The 16,602-nt window shown below is 69.8% G+C and carries 13 protein-coding genes and 1 pseudogene; 5 read left to right on the forward strand and 9 right to left on the reverse strand.

Annotated elements, in window-relative coordinates; all coding sequences use genetic code 11:
• Positions 1 to 11: 11 nt before the first annotated feature.
• Positions 12 to 1,061: a ferrochelatase gene (gene hemH / locus A8M77_RS22020; RefSeq protein WP_086923644.1), complete on the forward strand. Its 1,050-nt coding sequence runs from the start codon at positions 12 to 14 to the stop codon at positions 1,059 to 1,061.
• On the opposite strand, the gene A8M77_RS22025 is transcribed toward hemH, so the two are convergent.
• The 8 genes from A8M77_RS22025 to A8M77_RS22060 form a co-directional block, all read right to left on the reverse strand.
• The gene (locus A8M77_RS22025) at positions 1,043 to 1,549 is read right to left on the reverse strand and encodes a DUF1993 domain-containing protein (protein ID WP_086923645.1); all 507 of its coding nucleotides are present in this window, start codon (positions 1,547 to 1,549) and stop codon (positions 1,043 to 1,045) included. The two genes, hemH and A8M77_RS22025, sit on opposite strands and share 19 nt — an antisense overlap.
• A 50-nt stretch (positions 1,550 to 1,599) precedes the next feature.
• A complete protein-coding gene (locus tag A8M77_RS22030; protein ID WP_086923646.1) occupies positions 1,600 to 2,475 on the reverse strand; it encodes an alpha/beta fold hydrolase in 876 nt (291 codons plus the stop codon).
• The gene (locus tag A8M77_RS22035) at positions 2,472 to 3,536 is read right to left on the reverse strand and encodes a branched-chain amino acid ABC transporter permease (protein WP_086923647.1); all 1,065 of its coding nucleotides are present in this window, start codon (positions 3,534 to 3,536) and stop codon (positions 2,472 to 2,474) included. Before A8M77_RS22035 ends, A8M77_RS22030 begins: the two co-directional genes overlap by 4 nt.
• Positions 3,537 to 3,546: 10 nt before the next feature.
• Positions 3,547 to 4,530 carry a branched-chain amino acid ABC transporter permease gene (locus A8M77_RS22040; protein ID WP_086923648.1) on the reverse strand — a complete coding sequence of 328 codons (984 nt, stop codon included), beginning with the start codon at positions 4,528 to 4,530 and terminating at the stop codon, positions 3,547 to 3,549.
• On the reverse strand, positions 4,527 to 5,255 hold the full coding sequence (locus tag A8M77_RS22045; RefSeq protein ID WP_086923649.1) for an ABC transporter ATP-binding protein: 729 nt from the start codon (positions 5,253 to 5,255) through the stop codon (positions 4,527 to 4,529). Before A8M77_RS22045 ends, A8M77_RS22040 begins: the two co-directional genes overlap by 4 nt.
• Positions 5,255 to 6,019 (reverse strand): ABC transporter ATP-binding protein, encoded by a 765-nt coding sequence (locus A8M77_RS22050; protein ID WP_086923650.1) that lies wholly within the window; start codon positions 6,017 to 6,019, stop codon positions 5,255 to 5,257. Before A8M77_RS22050 ends, A8M77_RS22045 begins: the two co-directional genes overlap by 1 nt.
• A gap of 7 nt (positions 6,020 to 6,026) precedes the next feature.
• The gene (locus tag A8M77_RS22055) at positions 6,027 to 7,208 is read right to left on the reverse strand and encodes a substrate-binding domain-containing protein (RefSeq protein WP_086923651.1); all 1,182 of its coding nucleotides are present in this window, start codon (positions 7,206 to 7,208) and stop codon (positions 6,027 to 6,029) included.
• 223 nt (positions 7,209 to 7,431) lie between these two features.
• Entirely contained in the window at positions 7,432 to 8,961 is a 1,530-nt protein-coding gene (locus A8M77_RS22060) for a sigma-54 interaction domain-containing protein (RefSeq protein WP_086923652.1), read from the reverse strand.
• A 223-nt stretch (positions 8,962 to 9,184) separates the two neighbouring features.
• Between A8M77_RS22060 and A8M77_RS22065 the strand changes: the two genes are divergently transcribed.
• The 4 genes from A8M77_RS22065 (at position 9,185) to A8M77_RS22080 (ending at position 15,623) form a co-directional block, all read left to right on the forward strand.
• Complete coding sequence (locus tag A8M77_RS22065) at positions 9,185 to 10,702, forward strand: efflux transporter outer membrane subunit (protein WP_086923653.1); 1,518 nt, start codon at positions 9,185 to 9,187, stop codon at positions 10,700 to 10,702.
• Between the two features lie 14 nt (positions 10,703 to 10,716).
• A complete protein-coding gene (locus tag A8M77_RS22070) occupies positions 10,717 to 11,988 on the forward strand; it encodes an efflux RND transporter periplasmic adaptor subunit (RefSeq protein ID WP_086923654.1) in 1,272 nt (423 codons plus the stop codon).
• Positions 11,989 to 12,006: 18 nt separating this feature from the next.
• Entirely contained in the window at positions 12,007 to 15,165 is a 3,159-nt protein-coding gene (locus A8M77_RS22075) for an efflux RND transporter permease subunit (protein ID WP_086923655.1), read from the forward strand.
• Positions 15,166 to 15,272: 107 nt separating this feature from the next.
• Positions 15,273 to 15,623: a hypothetical protein gene (locus A8M77_RS22080; protein ID WP_086923656.1), complete on the forward strand. Its 351-nt coding sequence runs from the start codon at positions 15,273 to 15,275 to the stop codon at positions 15,621 to 15,623.
• A gap of 13 nt (positions 15,624 to 15,636) precedes the next feature.
• Here the strand turns inward: A8M77_RS22080 and pstS are convergent.
• A pseudogene (pstS, locus tag A8M77_RS22085) lies at positions 15,637 to 16,531 on the reverse strand (phosphate ABC transporter substrate-binding protein PstS).
• Positions 16,532 to 16,602: the final 71 nt, after the last annotated feature.

Here is a 16,602-nt window from a genome sequence, read left to right on the forward strand (position 1 = left end):
GAGAATAGCGCATGCCTTCTGTTTCCCCCGCTCCTGCCGCCGCGAACGACCGGGAGCGCGTTGCCGTGCTGTGGTGCAACCTCGGCACCCCCGACGAACCGACCGCCGCCGCCGTGCGGCCCTATCTCGCGGAGTTCCTCGGCGACGCGCGCGTGGTCGAGATCCCCAAGGCCGTGTGGGCGCCGATCCTGTACGGCATCATCCTGCGCACGCGGCCGGCGAAGTCGGCCGCGAAGTACGCCAGCATCTGGACGCCCGACGGTTCTCCCCTCAAGGTCTGGACGCAGAAGCAGGCAAAGCTGCTGGCCGGCTGGCTGGGCGAGCGCGGCCACCGCGTGACCGTGCGCGAGGCGATGCGCTACGGCCAACCCGCGATCGCAGCGCAGCTCGATGCGCTGCAGGCCGAAGGCGCGACCCGCATCCTGGTGCTGCAGGCCTACCCGCAGTACTCGGGCACCACCACCGCCAGCGTGATCGATGCGGTCAATGCCTGGAGCGCGCGGCAGCGCCGCGTGCCGGAATTCCGCTTCGTCAACGACTACCACGACGACCTGCTTTACATCGAGGCGCTGGCCCGCAGCGTCGAGGCCCACTGGAAACGCGAGGGCAGGCCCGATCGGCTGCTGCTGAGCTTCCACGGCATTCCCGAGCGCAACATCCGACTGGGCGATCCGTACCAGGCGCAATGCCTGTCGACCGCACGCCTGCTGGCCGCGCGGCTGGGACTGGAGGACGCGCAGTACCAGGTGAGCTTCCAGTCCCGCTTCGGCCGCGCGAAATGGCTCGAGCCCTACACCGAGCCCACGCTGCGCGCGCTGGGCAGGGCCGGCCTGGCACGCGTGGACGTGCTGTGCCCGGGCTTTCCGGCGGATTGCCTGGAGACGCTGGAGGAGATCGCGATGGAAGGCCGCGATGCCTTCCTCCAGTCCGGCGGCAAGGAATTCCGCTACATCCCCTGCCTCAACGACAGCCCGGCCTGGATCGACGCCCTGTGCGCGCTGGCCGAACGCCACCTGTCGGGCTGGCCCACGCGCGACGAGGCTCAGAACCGCCCGAGGTAGTCCAGCTTGCCCACCGGCACGCCGCGGTGCCGCAGCACGTCGTAGGCGGTGGTCACGTGGAAGAAGAAGTTGGGCAGCGCGAACTGAAGCAGGTAGCGCTCGGCGGTGAACTCGATCTGGGTGTCGCGCACCTTGAGCATGACAGGACGATGCTCGGCGCCATCGACCTGCGCGCGATCGATCGTCTTCAGGAAGTCCACCGTCTTCGCGATGCGCGCATGCAGCTCCTCGTAGCGCGCCTCGTTGTCCTCGAAGCTGGGTGCCGTGATGCCGGCCACGCGTGCCGCGCCCAGCTTGGAGGCGTCGCTGGCGCGCTGCACCTGGCCCGCGAGCGTGAGCATGTCGGGCGCGAGCCGCGCCTGGACCAGTTCGGCCGGGTCGAGGCCGGTCGCCTCGGCATGGACCAGGCCCTTGTCGAGCACATGGGAAAGCTGGCCCAGTCCGCGCAGGAACACGGGGACCGAGATGTCGTAGAAGGAAAGCGCCATGAAGAATGTCTCCGGGTTGATCCGGCGACGGATTGTGGCGGGCTCTGCGGCTACGTGCCGGCGGCGCGCACAAAGGCCTCGATCGGCGCCAGGTGCGCCGGCACGTTCAGCGCCGGCGCATGGCCGCAGCCCGGCACCTCGATGATCTGCAGCCGCCCGGCCGCGCCGGGGCCGCGCCCGCGCATCTCGGCGAGGGTCTCGGGCAGCACCAGGTCGGAGTTCACGCCGCGCAGGCACAGGAGCGGCACCTCGATGGCGTCGTAGTGCGGCCACAGCACATAGTCTTCCGGATGCACGATGAACTGGCGCACCATGGCCGGGTCGTAGTGCGGCGTCACGCGCCCGTCGGGCAGGCGCCGGGTGGAGGTCTCGGTCAGCCGCCGCCATTGCGCGTCGCTGAGCCAGCCGTAGGGTTGGTAGACGGTGCGGAAAAATGCCTCCAGCTCCACCACGGTGTCGAAGGCCGGCGGGCTGCCGGCATAGGAACGGATGCGCTCTACCGCCGCATCCGCGATGCGCGGCGCGTTGTCGTTGAGCACCAGGCTGGCGATGCGCGCCTTCATGCGCGGTTCCACCAGGCCGCCCGCGCAGACCATGCCGATGGCGCCGCCCATGGAAGTGCCCACCCAGTGCACGCGCTCGAGCCCGAGCGCATCGCACAGGCCGGCCGCAAGGCGCGCGTAGAAGCTCAACTGGTATTCCTCGTCCGGCACCGGGCTCCACTGGCTCAGGCCGCGGCCGAGGGTGTCGGGGCAGATCACACGAAAGCCGCGTTCGGCGAAATGCGCCGCCAGTTCGTCCATGTCGCGGCAGGTGCGCGCCAGGCCATGCCAGGCGATGACCACGGGGCTGCCAGGCTCGCCCCAGTCCATCCAGTGGATCTCGCGGCCGGCGATCTGCAGATAGTTCGAGGTCGGTGCGTTCATCTTTGAGCCCTCGCGCGCAAACGGCCGACGATGCCGGTCGGGAAGTAGTAGACGGAGAGCACGAACAGCAGCCCCAGCCACAGCAGCCAGCGATCCGGCGACAGCAGCGCCGCCAGCATTGGCACGCCGCTCACGGCCTCGTTGCCCAGGCGCAGCAGGTCCTGCAGGTAGCTCTGTGCCACCACGAAGAGCGCGGCGCCGATGGCGGCGCCGTAGATGGTGCCCATGCCGCCGATCACCACGATCAGCAGCACGTCGATCATGATCTCGAAGGACAGCGAGGTGTCCGGGCCGTTGTAGCGCAGCCAGATCGCCAGCATCGCACCCGCCAGCGTCGCGAACAGCGCCGACAGCACCGAGGCCGTGGTGCGGTAGACCACCACCCGGTAGCCGATGGCCTCGGCGCGGAACTCGTTCTCGCGGATGGCCTGCAGCACGCGGCCGAAGGGCGAGTTGACGATGCGCAGCAGCGCCAGCACCAGCAACACCGCGGCCACGAAGAGGAGGTAGTAGCACAGCAGCCGGCCGTCGAGCGAAACGCCGAGGAAAGGCTCCTCCGCGAACTCGAAGCTCGGCGAGATCAGCTCCGGCAGCTTGAAGGTCAGCCCGTCCTCGCCGCCGGTGAAGTCCGAGAGCTGCGAGGCCAGCGTCTGGAAGGCCGCCGCCACGGCCAGCGTGATCATCGCGAAGAAGATCGCGCGCACCCGCAGCGAGAACAGCCCGATGGCCAGCGACAGCAGCAGCGAGACCACGAGCGCCGCGCCCAGGCCCAGCAGCACCGCGCCCCAGCCCGGCCCCAGCCGCGTCGCCGAGATCGCGATGCCGTAGGCGCCGATGCCGAAGAACATGGTGTGGGCGAAGCTCACGATGCCGGTGTAGCCCAGCAGCAGGTCGAAGCTCGCGACCAGCACGATGAACACCAGCACCTTGGCCGCCACGCTCAGTGCCTTGACGCCCGGGAAGATGAAGGGCGCGAAGGCCAGCGCGACGAGCAGGCCGACCAGCAGCACCGCCAGCACGCGGCTGCGCGGCAGGTCGTTGGACAGGAGTCGTTTCAGCATGCGCCCTCCCTCACCGGCTGCCCGCCACGGGGTACACGCCCTGCGGACGCCACAGCAGCACCGCCACCATCAGCGCGATGCTGGCGAACTGCGTGGCCACCGGCAGCAGGAAGCCGGTGTAGTTGGTCATCAGCCCGACCAGCAGCGCGCCGATCAGCGCACCGGTGGTGGAGCCCAGGCCGCCGATGATGATCACGATGAAGATCAGCACGTTGACCTGCGCGCCCATCTGCGGGATCAGGTTCTGCTGGAACAGGCCCCACATCACGCCGCCCAGGCCCGCGAGCGCACTGCCGACCACGAACACGCCGACGAAGAGCTGCCCGATGCGGTAGCCCAGCGACTCGACCATCTCGCGGTCCTGCACGCCGGCGCGAATCAGCAGGCCGATCTTGGTGCGGCCCAGGGTCCAGGCCAGCAGGCCGAAGACGAAGAGGCCCACCGCCACCGCCAGCAGGCGGTACTTGCTGATCGCCGCATCCCCCACCAGCAGCGAGCCGCGCAGGCCCTCGGGCAGCGGCAGCGGCAGCTGGCCGGGGCCCCAGATGACCTTGATCAGCTCCTCGCCGATGATCATCCCGCCCATGGTGATGAGGATCTGCTTCAGGTGCTGGCCGTACACCGGCCGCACGATGAAGCGCTCGAAGGCCAGCCCGATCGCGCCGGCCACGAGCATCGCCACCAGCATGGCCGGGAACACGGCCACCAGGTTGTGCCAGATGGACTGCGAGCCGGTCCAGTCGCCCATCATGCCCAGCACCGTGCTGGCGACGAAGGCGCCCAGCGCGATGAAGACGCCGTGGCCGAAGTTGAGCACGTCCATCAGGCCGAAGACCAGTGTCAGGCCGGAGGCGATGATGAAGATGATCATGCCCATGGCCAGCCCGGCCACGGTGAGCGTGAGCCAGGTGGAGAAGGAGCCGGTCAGCGGCAGCGCCACTAGCGCCAGTACCGGCACCAGCAGCAGCGGCTTCCAGTCGAAGTCGTTTTTCATAAGGCCAGCCCCAGCAGCGACTGCTGCAGTTTCTCGTCCGCGGAGAACGCGGCCATGCTGCCGCTGTGCACCACGCGGCCGTTGTCCATCACCGCCACCGTGTCGCCCAGGCGCTGCGCGAAGTGGATGTTCTGCTCCACCAGCAGGATCGTCACGCCACTCTTCTTGAGCTGGTCGAAGGCGTCGATCATGTTGTTGATGATCGCGGGCGCCAGGCCCTTGCTGGGCTCGTCCACGATGAGCAGCTCGCGCGGCTCGACGATGGCGCGCGATACCGCCAGCATCTGCTTCTGCCCGCCGGAGAGCTTGCCGGCCGGGTGGTTCCAGAACTTCTCGACCGCGGGGAAGAGCCCGAAAATCCACTTCAGGCGCGTCTCGTCCATCTGCTCGGCATGCTTGGCGCCGCGTGCGGCCAGCAGCATGTTCTCCTTCACCGTGAGGTCGGAGAAGATGCCCATGTTCTCGGGCACGTAGGCAATGCCCAGTTCGGCGATCTGCGGGGTGCGCAGGGCCGTGATGTCCTTGTCGCCGAAGCGCACCCGGCCCTGCGACGCGTGCCACAGGCCCATGACGGTCCGCAGCGTGGTGGTCTTGCCCGCGCCGTTGCGGCCCAGCAGCATGGTGAGCTGGCCCCGGGGCACCGCGAGGTCCACACCGTGGAGGATGTGATAGGCCCCGATGTGGGTGTGGACGCCCTCGAGCGTCAGCAGGTTCTCGCCGCCCATCAGGCTTTCTCCTTCGCGACGCCGAGGTAAGCCTCCTGGACGACCGGCGAGGCGATCACCTCGGACGGCTCGCCGTCGGCCACCAGCTGCCCGTTGTGCAGCACGATGATGCGGTCGGCCAACTCGCGCACCACGTCCATCTTGTGCTCGACCAGCAGGATGGTCTTGCTGCGGTCCTTCTTCAGCGCGCGGATCAGGTCGAGGATCACCGGCGCCTCTGCGGCGTTCATGCCGGCCGTAGGCTCGTCGAACATGAAGACCTTGGGCTCCAGCGCCATCAGGAGCGCCACCTCCAGCTTGCGCTGGTCGCCGTGCGGCAGGCTGGCCACCGTGGCATGTTCCTTCGCCTTCAGCGCCACCTCGGCCAGGATGCGGTCGGCGCGCTCGGTCAGCGCGCGGTGATCGCTCCAGATGCTCCACAGGTTGAGGCCGCGCCGATGCGCCCCCTCGCGCGTGGCCTGCACCGCCAGGCGCACGTTCTCCAGCACCGTGAGGTTGGGAAACAGGTTGGTCAACTGGAAAGCCCGGCCCAGGCCCGCACGCGTGCGCGCGGAAGCGCTCAGGCCCGCGAGCGGCTGCCCGTCCAGCGACACCGTGCCCGCCGTCGCCTTGAGCTGTCCGGAGATCAGGTTGAAGTAGGTGGTCTTGCCCGCGCCGTTCGGACCCACGATCGCGGTCAGCGTGCCAGGTGCGAAGCTGCAGCTGACATCGTTGACCGCGACATGGCCGCCGAAACGGACGGTGAGCCCGCGCGTTTCGAGCATCGGGGGATCAGCGCTTGTTCTTGATCGGGATGTCCATCTCGGACGCCTTGATCTCGTGCACCAGCTCGGGCACGCCCCAGGCGAAGGCCGGGTCGGCCTTGATCTTGAAGTGGTACATGCTCTGCAGCGCCTGGTGGTCTTCCTTGCGGAAGGTCATGGTGCCCTTGGGCGTGTCGAAGCTCATGCCTTCCATGGTGGAGATGAGCTTGTTGGTGTTGGTGTCGCCGCCCGTCTTCTTGAGCGCCGTCACCACCGCCATCGCGGCCGTAAAGCCGCCGGCGGTGAAGAAGTCCGGCGGCGTCTTGAATTCCTTGTAGTGGGCCGCGACCAGCGCCTCGTTCACCGGGTTCTTCGGGATGCCGAAGTAGTAGTAGGTCGCGCCCTCCATGCCCGGGAACTGCTTGTAGCTGGCCATCGCCGGCAGGATGTTGCCGCCGGTGGCGATCTCGATGCCGTAGCGCTTGAGGTCCAGGTCGGCGATCTTGAACGGGTTGCCCGCGCCAGCCCAGACGATCCAGATCACCTTGCGGCCCGGCAGGTCCTTGAGCTTGTCGATCAGGCGCTGCGCACCGGCGGTGAAGTCGGTGGTGTTCTGCGGCAGGTATTCCTCATGGACGATCTTCGCCTTCTTCACCGCGTCCTTGAAGGCCTTCACGCCATCGCGGCCGAAGGCGTAGTCCTGGGCGAGCGTGGCGATGCTGACGCCCGGCTTGTCCAGCGCGACCGCGTTGCTGATCGCGTCCTGGCTGGAGTTGCGGCCGGTGCGGAAGATGTACTTGTTCCACTTGTCGCCGGTGATGGAATCGGCCACCGCGGGCTCCACCAGCAGGATCTTCTTGTACTCCTCGGCCACCGGCAGCATGGCCAGTGCCACGCCCGACGACGTGGGGCCGACCGCGAGCGCGGCCTTGTCATCGGCATAGGCCGCGGCCAGCAGCGACTTGCCGAGGTCGGGCTTGCCCTGGTCGTCCTTCTCGATCACCACCAGCTTCTTGCCGTTGACGGCCATGGTGCCGCCGGTGGCGTAGTTCAGGCCCATCAGGAAGCCGGTCTGCGTCTGCTTGCCGTAGGCCTCCAACGGGCCGGTCTTGCTGTAGATGTGGGCGATGCGGATCTCGTTGGACTGGGCCCAGGCGGGCGCGGCCAGGGCGGCGATCGCCGCGACGGCGACGAGATGGCGACGGTGCATTTCTAGGTCTCCTGTGAGTGGATGACTGAATATTGCACAGTTCGTGCCATCTTGGCTCTCCCCCAGGCTCCCCCACTTCGTGTGGTCCGCCACCTCCCTCACCGGGGGCAACACCAGGGGCCCGGCGAAGCCGGTTCCGCGGTGTTTCCCGCAAGCGAGTCGAAGCGCATTTGGCTAAAAAGAAGACACGAATTCGCCTTAAATTCAGACAATTGCGCAGTTGTCAGTCAGGGTTTTCCAGACGTTCATACAGCGTCGCCCGCGAGATCTTCAAGAGCCGCGAGGCCGCCAGCTTGTTGCCACCGGTGGCCGCCATCGCGGCGGCGATGGCCCTGCGCTCCAGTTCCGCGACCTGCTCGGCCAGCGGGCGCAGCAGCAGGGCCTTGTCGTCGGCCGCCGCCCCCGGCGCGGGCTGCAGCGGGTCGGGCGCGGCGATCTTCTCCTGCCCGGTCTCGCGCAGGATGCGCTCCAGCTGCGCCGCATCGATGCGCTGCGAGTCGCTGCGCATGGTCACCTGCTCCAGCACGTTGCGCAGCTCGCGGATGTTGCCGCGCCAGTGCTGCGCGGCCAGCAGCGCCAGTGCGTCGGGCATCAGCTCGGGCGGGGCCTCACCGCTCCGCAAGGCCATGTCCTCGCCCAGTGCTTCGACCAGCGCCGGGATGTCGGCACGCCGCTCGCGCAGCGGCGGCACGCGCACCGGCAGCACGTTCAGGCGGTAATACAGGTCCTCGCGAAAGCGGCCCTCGCGCACCAGCGACGGCAGGTCGCGCGAGGTGGCGGCGATCACGCGCGCATCGAAGGGCACCAGCTTGTTGGAACCCAGCGGCTCGATCTCGCCCTCCTGCAGCGCGCGCAGCAGTTTGGCCTGCAGCGGCAGCGGCATGTCGCCGATCTCGTCGAGGAAGAGCGTGCCGCCGTCGGCCAGCTTGAACTTGCCTTCGCGCGCCTTGCGGTCGGCGCCGGTGTAGGCGCCGGGCGCGACGCCGAAGAACTCGGCCTCCAGCAGCGTGTCGGGCACGGCTGCGATGTTCACGCTGACGAAGGCATGGCGCGCGCGTGCGGAGGCGGCATGGATCGCATGCGCCAGCAGTTCCTTGCCGGTGCCGGTCTCGCCCAGCAGCAGCACCGGGCTGGAGGACTGCGCCGCGCGCCGCGCATGGCGCTTGACCTCCACTGCCGCCGTGCTGGAGCCGATGAAACTCGCGAAGGTGTACTTGGAGCGCCGCTGGCCCTCGGCCGACTGCTGCCAGATCGGGTTGTTGCGCTGGCTAGCCAGCTCGCGGCGCGCATCGTCCAGGTCGCGCTGCAGCAGGGCGAACTTGCTGATCAGCGGCTGCAGCGTGGTCTCCGGATGGTCGAAGAGCACGATGCCGATGGCGCCGATCACCTCGCCCACCGCGCCGCCCTCGCGCTCCTCGCGCAGCGGGATGCGGCTGACCACGAAGGTGCCGGCCTTGTTGGTCAGCAGGTCGATCAGCACCGGCTCGCCGGTCTCCAGCACCCGGTGCATGAGCGTGTTGGGGATCACGTCCTCCACCTGGTGGCCGAGGAACTGGTCGATGGAGGAGAAGCCCAGCGCCGGCAGGAAGCGGCGGTAACCCTCGTTCACCCAGACGATGCGGCCGCTGCGGTCGACCAGGAACATGCCCTGGCTCATGCTGGAGAACAGGTGGAACATCGAGCGCGCGGCGAGGGCCAGGATGCCTTCGGCGTCGAGCGGCAGAGCAGGCGAATGCGCGGTGGCGGCTGACATCGGCCAATCGTAGCCTGTGCATCAATGGCGGCTGCGATCCTCATCAATCGCGCACCCGCGACGCTCTAGCATGCCGAACCCTACGAGTATTCGGAGCATGGCCCCCGAGGCCATGCGGCCTTGTTATGCTCCGCGGTTTGCCAGCCCACCGGCTGCCTTCCGGCCCGGGCGGCGCGGTTGATCCGACCGCCGGCCCTGCCCTCTCTTGCGGACTCGACTTCTCATGAGGAACTCCCGGCTTTCCGCGCTGTGCCTCGCGCTTCCCTTCGTGCTTGCGGCCTGCACGCTGCCGCGTCCGCCCGAGAAGGTCGCGGCACCGGCGCCTGCCCAATGGACCACCCCCCTGCCCCACGGCGGGTCTCTGTCCGAACTGACCCAGTGGTGGCGCCAGCTCGACGACCCCCTGCTAGTCGAGCTGGTGGAGGCGGCGCAGGCCGCCAGCCCCAACGTGGCCAGCGCGGCTGCACGCATCGCCGAGGCGCGCGCATCGCGCGTGGCGGCCGGCGCGGCGCTGGCGCCCAACCTCGGCGCCAATGTCTCGGCCACGCGGAGCAACTCGCCGACCAGCGGCTTCGGCGGAAGCCTGGGTGGCACCAGCGGCTCCAGCGGCTCCAGCGGCACCAGCGGCACCAGCGGCTCCGGATCGTCGATCACCGAGATCCCGCCCATCACCACCATCCAGGCCGGCCTGCAGTCGAGCTGGGAGATCGATCTCTTCGGCGGCCTGCGCGCCACGCGCGATGCCAGCCAGGCCCGCCTGCGCGGTGCCGATGCCAAGTGGCACGAAGCGCGCGTCTCGGTCGCGGCCGAAACGGCCAATGCCTATTTCGGCGAGCGCGCCTGCCGGCGCCAGCTCGCGGTGGCCGAGGCCGACACGCGCTCGCGCGCGGAGACTGCGCGCCTGAACGAGCTCTCGGCGCGCGCCGGCTTCACCGCACCGGCCGATGCCGCGCTGGCCCGGGCCGGCGCTTCCGACGCTTCGGCCCGGCTCACCCAGCAGCGCGCGCAATGCGCCCTGCTGCGGCAGTCGCTGATCGCGCTCAGCGGCCTCGAAGCAGCCGCGCTGCAGGCCCGGCTGGACGCCGCGCCGGTGGACCGCGCCCTGCCCGCCGTCCACGCGATCGGCAGCGTGCCGGCCGAAGTGCTGGCGCAGCGCCCCGATGTCTACGCCTCGGAGCTGGGCGTGGCCGCCGCCAGCGCGGAAGCGGGTTCCGCATTGGCGCAGCGCTTTCCCAAGCTCACGCTGCAGGGCTCGATCGGCCGGCTGCAGTTCCGCACCAGCGGCTTCCGCGACACGGTCGACACCTGGAGCATCGGCCCGGTGGCGCTGTCGGTGCCGATCTTCGACGGCGGCACGCTGGCCGCCAACGTGGACGCCGCGCGGGCGCGCTACGACGAGGCGGTCGCGGCCTACCGCGGCAACGTGCGCCAGGCGGTGCGCGAGGTCGAGGAGGCGCTGATCAACCTGCAGGCCACCGAAGCCCGCACCGGCGATGCCGATGCGGCCGTGCAGAACTACCAGGCCTCCTTCGATGCCACCCAGGCGCGCTACCAGACCGGCCTGGCCAGCCTGTTCGAGCTGGAGGACTCGCGCCGCACCCTGTTCGCCGCCCAGACCGCCCGCGTGTCGCTGCAGCGCGAGCGGGCCGAGGCCTGGGTCGCGCTGTACCGCTCCACTGGCGGCGGCTGGTCGAGGCCCGGCGCGGACGGCGCGACGACGACCTCCTCGCTCGCGCCATGAACGAACCGACAACCATGACAAGAATGAAGCGTTCCACCCTCCTCATCGTCGCCGCCGTGGTCGTGCTGCTGATCGCGGCCGCGGCCTTCATGTTCATGGGCGGCAAGCCCGCGGACAAGGGCGCCCCCAAGGCCAAGGATGCCGCCGCGCAGCCGCGTCCCGCACTGACCGTGACCGTGGCCCGGCCGGAGACCAGCGAGCTCACCGTCGCCCTCGCGGCCAACGGCAACGTCGCGGCCTGGCAGGAGGCGAGCATCGGCTCCGAATCCAACGGCCTGCGCCTGGCCGAAGTGCGCGTGAACGTGGGCGACGTGGTGAAGAAGGGCCAGGTGCTGGCCACCTTCTCGGCCGAGACGGTGCAGGCCGACATGGCCCAGGCGCGCGCCTCGCTGGCCGAGGCCCGGGCCACCGCGGCCGATGCCGCCGCCAATGCCGCGCGGGCCCGCACGCTGCAGCAGACGGGCGCTCTGAGCCAGCAGCAGATCAACCAGTACCAGACCAGCGAGCAGACCGCCAAGGCACGCGTCGAGGCGGCCGAGGCCGTGCTCGCCGCGCAGCAGGTGCGCGGCCGCAACACCCAGGTGCTGGCGCCGGACGACGGCGTGATCTCCTCGCGCACCGCGACCGTGGGGAGCGTGCTCAGTGCCGGCACCGAGCTGTTCCGGCTGATCCGCCAGGGCCGGCTCGAATGGCGTGCCGAGGTGACCTCGGCCGAGCTCGGCCGCGTCGCCGTCGGCACGCCGGCCATCATCACCAGTGCCAGCGGCGCGCAGGTAAAAGGCCAGGTGCGCAGCATCGCGCCCACCGTCGATCCGCAGACGCGCGCCGCACTGGTCTACGTCGACATCCTGGATGTGGCCCCCACGCTTCGCGCCGACGCGTCGTCGCTGCCCCCCAAGGGGGCGCTCGCGCCTCGGGGCGGCCCAGCGTCGCTCGTGCTGCAGAACACCGGCATCAAGGCCGGCATGTTCGCGCGCGGCGAGTTCCAGCTCGGCCGCACCGGCGCCATCACGGTGCCGCAGGCCGCGGTGGTGCCGCGCGACGGCTTCAACCACCTGTTGCTGCTGCAGCCCGACAACCGCGTGGCGCAGCTCAAGGTCGAGACCGGCCGCCGCGTCGGCGACCGCGTCGAGATCACCAGCAAGCTCCCGGACGATGCGCGCGTGGTGGTCCAGGGCGCGGGCTTCCTCAACGACGGCGACCTGGTGCGCGTGGTCGACGCACCGGCTGCCCCGGCCAAGGGCGCCGCCGGCGCGCCCGGCACCGGCGACCTCGCCGCCAAGTAAGCGGAAGACACCCTCGCCATGAACGTCTCGGCCTGGTCCATCCGCAACCCGATCCCGTCGGTGATGCTGTTCGTGCTGCTCACCTTCGCGGGCTTCCTGTCCTTCAACGCGATGAAGGTGCAGAACTTTCCCGACATCGACCTGCCCACGGTGACCGTCTCGGTCGCGCTGCCGGGCGCCTCGCCCTCGCAGCTGGAGAACGACGTGGCGCGCAAGATCGAGAACTCGATCGCCACCGTGCAGGGCCTCAAGCACATCACGAGCAAGGTGCAGGACGGCGCGGCGACGATGATCGTCGAGTTCCGGCTCGAGAAGCCGGTGCAGGAGGCGGTGGACGACGTGCGCTCCGCCGTGCAGCGCGTGCGCGCCGACCTGCCGGCCGACGTGCGCGACCCGGTGATCAACAAGCTGGACTTCGCGGCGCAGCCGGTGCTGGCCTTCACGATTGCCTCCTCGCGCATGGACGCGGAGGGCCTGTCCTGGTTCGTCGACGACACCGTGACCAAGAAGCTGCTCGCCATCAGCGGCGTGGGCGCGGTCAACCGGGTGGGCGGCGTGACGCGCCAGGTCCACGTCGACCTCGACCCGGCCAGGCTGCAGGCGCTGGGCGCCACCGCGGCCGACATCTCGCGCCAGCTGCGCCAGGTGCAGACCGAGAGCGCCGGCGGCCGCACCGACCTGGGCGGCAGCGAGCAGCCGGTGCGCACCCTCGCCACCGTGCGCTCGGCCGAAGAGCTGCACGACATGCAGATCCCGCTGTCGGACGGCCGCAGCATCCGCCTGGACCAGGTCGCGCGCGTGTCCGACACCATCGCCGAGCCGCGCGCCGCCGCGCTGCTGGACGGCAAGACGGTGGTCGGCTTCGAGGTCGCACGCAGCCGCGGCGCCAGCGAGGTGGAGGTCGGCGCGGCCGTGCAGAAGGCCTTGACCGAACTGCGCGCCCAGCACCCTGACATCCAGCTCACCGAGGCCTTCAACTTCGTCGCTCCGGTGCAGGAGGAATACGACGGCTCGCTGCACCTGCTCTACGAGGGCGCCTTCCTGGCGGTGCTGGTGGTGTGGCTGTTCCTGCGCGACTGGCGCGCCACCTTCGTCTCGGCGGTCGCGCTGCCGATGTCGGCCATCCCGGCCTTCATCGGCATGCACTACCTGGGCTTCTCGATCAACGTCGTCACGCTGCTCGCGCTCTCGCTGGTGATCGGGATCCTGGTCGACGACGCGATCGTGGAGGTGGAGAACATCGTGCGCCACCTGCGCATGGGCAAGACGCCCTACCAGGCCGCGATGGAGGCGGCCGACGAGATCGGCCTGGCCGTGATCGCCACCACCTTCACCCTGATCGCCGTGTTCCTGCCCACCGCCTTCATGAGCGGCGTGGCCGGCAAGTTCTTCAAGCAGTTCGGCTGGACCGCGTCGCTGGCGGTCTTCGCCTCGCTGGTGGTGGCGCGGATGCTCACGCCGATGATGGCGGCGTACATGCTCAAGCCGATCGTCGGCGCCGAGAAGGAGCCGCGCTGGCTCACCTGGTACATGCGCCTGGCCGAGCGCAGCCTGCGGCACCGCTTCACGACCATGGTGCTGGCCACCCTCTTCTTCTTCGGCTCGATCGCGCTGATCCCGCTGCTCAAGACCGGCTTCATCCCGCCCGACGACAACTCGCAGACGCAGGTCTACCTGTCGCTGCCGCCGGGCGCCACGCTGGCACAGACCCTGGCCACGGCCGAGGAGACGCGCCGGCGCGTGATGGGCGTCGAGCACGTGAAGAGCGTCTACACCACGGTCGGCGGCGGCAGCGCGGGCGGCGACCCGTTCGCCAGCTTCGGCACACCCGAGACCCGCAAGGCCACGCTCACGATCCAGCTCGCGCCGCGCGGCGACCGGCCGCGCAAGCAGGGCATCGAGAACAACATCCGCAAGGCGCTGGAGACCCTGCCCGGCGTGCGCACCACCGTCGGCCTGGGCGGCTCGGGCGAGAAGTACATCCTGGTGTTGACCGGCGAGGAGCCGGCCACCCTCACCGCCGCCGCCCGCGCGGTGGAGAAGGACCTGCGCACCGTCCCGGGCCTCGGCAACATCACCTCCACTGCCAGCCTGATCCGGCCGGAGATCGCGGTGCGGCCCAATTTCGCGCGCGCCGCCGACCTGGGCGTGACCAGCTCGGCCATCGCCGAGACCCTGCGCGTGGCCACCATGGGCGACTACGACCAGGCGCTGCCCAAGCTCAACCTGGCGCAGCGCCAGGTGCCGATCGTGGTCAAGCTGCAGGACTCGGCGCGCGCCGACCTGCCCCTGCTGGAGCGCCTGACCGTGCCCGGCGCGCGCGGCCCGGTCATGCTGAGCCAGGTCGCCACGCTCACCATGGAGGGCGGCCCGGCGGTGATCGACCGCTACGACCGCTCGCGCAACGTCAACTTCGAGATCGAGCTGTCCGGCGTCGGCCTGGGCGATGCGAAGAAGGCGGTGGAGGCCCTGCCCTCGGTGCGCAACCTGCCGCCCGGCGTGCGCGTGGCCGAGGTGGGCGATGCCGAGATGATGGGCGAGCTCTTCGCCAGCTTCGGCCTGGCGATGCTGACCGGCGTGCTGTGCATCTACATCGTGCTGGTGCTGCTGTTCAAGGACTTCCTGCACCCGGTCACCATCCTGTGCGCGCTGCCGCTGGCGCTGGGGGGCGCCTTCATCGGGTTGCTGCTGGGGCAGCAGGCGCTGTCCATGCCCTCGATGATCGGCTTCATCATGCTGATGGGGGTGGCGACCAAGAACTCCATCCTCTTGGTGGAGTACGCGATCGTCGCGCGCCGCGGGCACGACGGAAGCGACGGCCGGCCAGCCGTCGCGGGCATGACCCGATGGGAGGCCCTGCGCGACGCCTGCCACAAGCGCGCGCGGCCCATCATCATGACCACCCTGGCCATGGGCGCCGGCATGGCGCCGATCGCCTTCGGGCTGAGCGCGGCCGACTCCAGCTTCCGCGCGCCGATGGCGATGGCAGTGATCGGCGGGCTGATCACCTCCACCGTGCTGAGCCTGCTGGTGGTGCCGGCCGTGTTCACCTACGTGGACGACATCGAGCACTGGCTGCATCGCATGGTGGCGCGCATCCGCGGCCGCCAGCCCGATCCGGCCGATGCGCCGGAAGGGCCGCCGCCGCTGCACCGCGGCGAGCCGGCGCCGAACTGAGGCCGCATGGGGCGGGCCCTCGGCCTACCCCGGCTGGCAGCGCGCTCGCACAGCAGTCCGCCAGGGGCCATGCGATCCTTCAGCCTGACTGCCATGGAGTGCAAGCCATGAAGCGACATCTTTTCCTCGTCGGCGCCGGGCTGGCGGCTTCGGTCGCCGGGGCCCAGCCAGCCACCGATCCCGCGCAACAGCGTTACGAGCGCGAGATCGCGGCCTGCAACAGCAGCAACCTGGCCGCGCCCGCGCGCGATGCCTGCATCCGTGCCGCGGGCAACGCGCTGGACCGGGCCCGCGGCGGCCCGCCGGCCGAGGTGCTCCGCCCTTCTGCCGACGGGCGCGCCACGATCGTGGCACCGGCGGGCGCCACGCCGCCTTCCAGCGGCTCGGATGCCGTCACCTCCGGCGACGGCCGCGCCACCATCGTGCTGCCGGCCGACCGTTCGCCGCCGCAGCGCTGAAGCCCTTGCGGGGCTACTTCGCGCCGCTGTCCCAATAGGCCTGGATGCGCTGCGTCAGCGGCTCCGGCAGCGGCACGTAGTTGAGCCTTCTCGCATCCTGCTTGCCCTGCTCCAGGGAATACTTGAAGAAGCGCAGCGCCTCGGCCGTGCGCGCCGGGTCCTTCGCCTGTCGCGGCACCAGCGCGAAGGTGGTGGCGGTGATCGGCCACGACTGCTCTCCCGGCGCGTCGGTCAGGAGCTGGTAGAAGTCCGCCGCGGCCCAGGTCGCATTGGCGGCCGCGGCTTCGAAGCTCTCCGGCGACGGCGCGACGAAGGCGCCGCTCCTGTTGCGCAGTTGGGCGACGGCCATCTTGTGCTCGATGGCATAGGACAGCTCCACGTATCCGATCGAACCCTTCACGTAGTTGACGTACCGCGCGATGCCGTCGTTGCCGCTGGCGCCGGTGCCGCCCGGCCACTTGACCATCGATCCCTCGCCGACCTTGGCCTTCCACGCCTCGCTGACCTTGGAGAGGTAGTTGACGAAGTTGAAGGTCGTGCCGGAGGGTTCCAGCCGGTGGATGGCGGTGATCTTGAGGTTCGGCAGCTTGAGGTCGGGATTCAGGGCCGCGATCGCAGGGTCGTTCCAGTTCGCGACCTTGCCGAGATAGACGTCCGCCAGCAGTTCGCCCGAAGGTGACCTGCCCCGCCTTGACCTGCTGGATGCCGCCGCCGGACCCGATCGCCTGGTAGTTCACCTTGACCTGGGTCTTGCCGTAGTAGCTGGCGGCCCATCGCAGCATCACCGGGTAGACGAAGGTCGATCCCGATCCGGCGATGTCCGTCGCGCGGGCCGGCTGCGCGAAAAGCAGCGTCGCGGCCATTCCGACGACTGCAGCAAGGACTCCGATGCCGTTCGATGTCGCCATGGCGCAGCTCCTCACAAGCGGGAGCGCGAGTATGAACCCGCGACCCCGCCTTCGCCAACACGACGAATGGC

The organism is Variovorax sp. JS1663 (genome assembly GCF_002157355.1).
In the GTDB taxonomy this organism is placed as follows: domain Bacteria; phylum Pseudomonadota; class Gammaproteobacteria; order Burkholderiales; family Burkholderiaceae_C; genus Variovorax.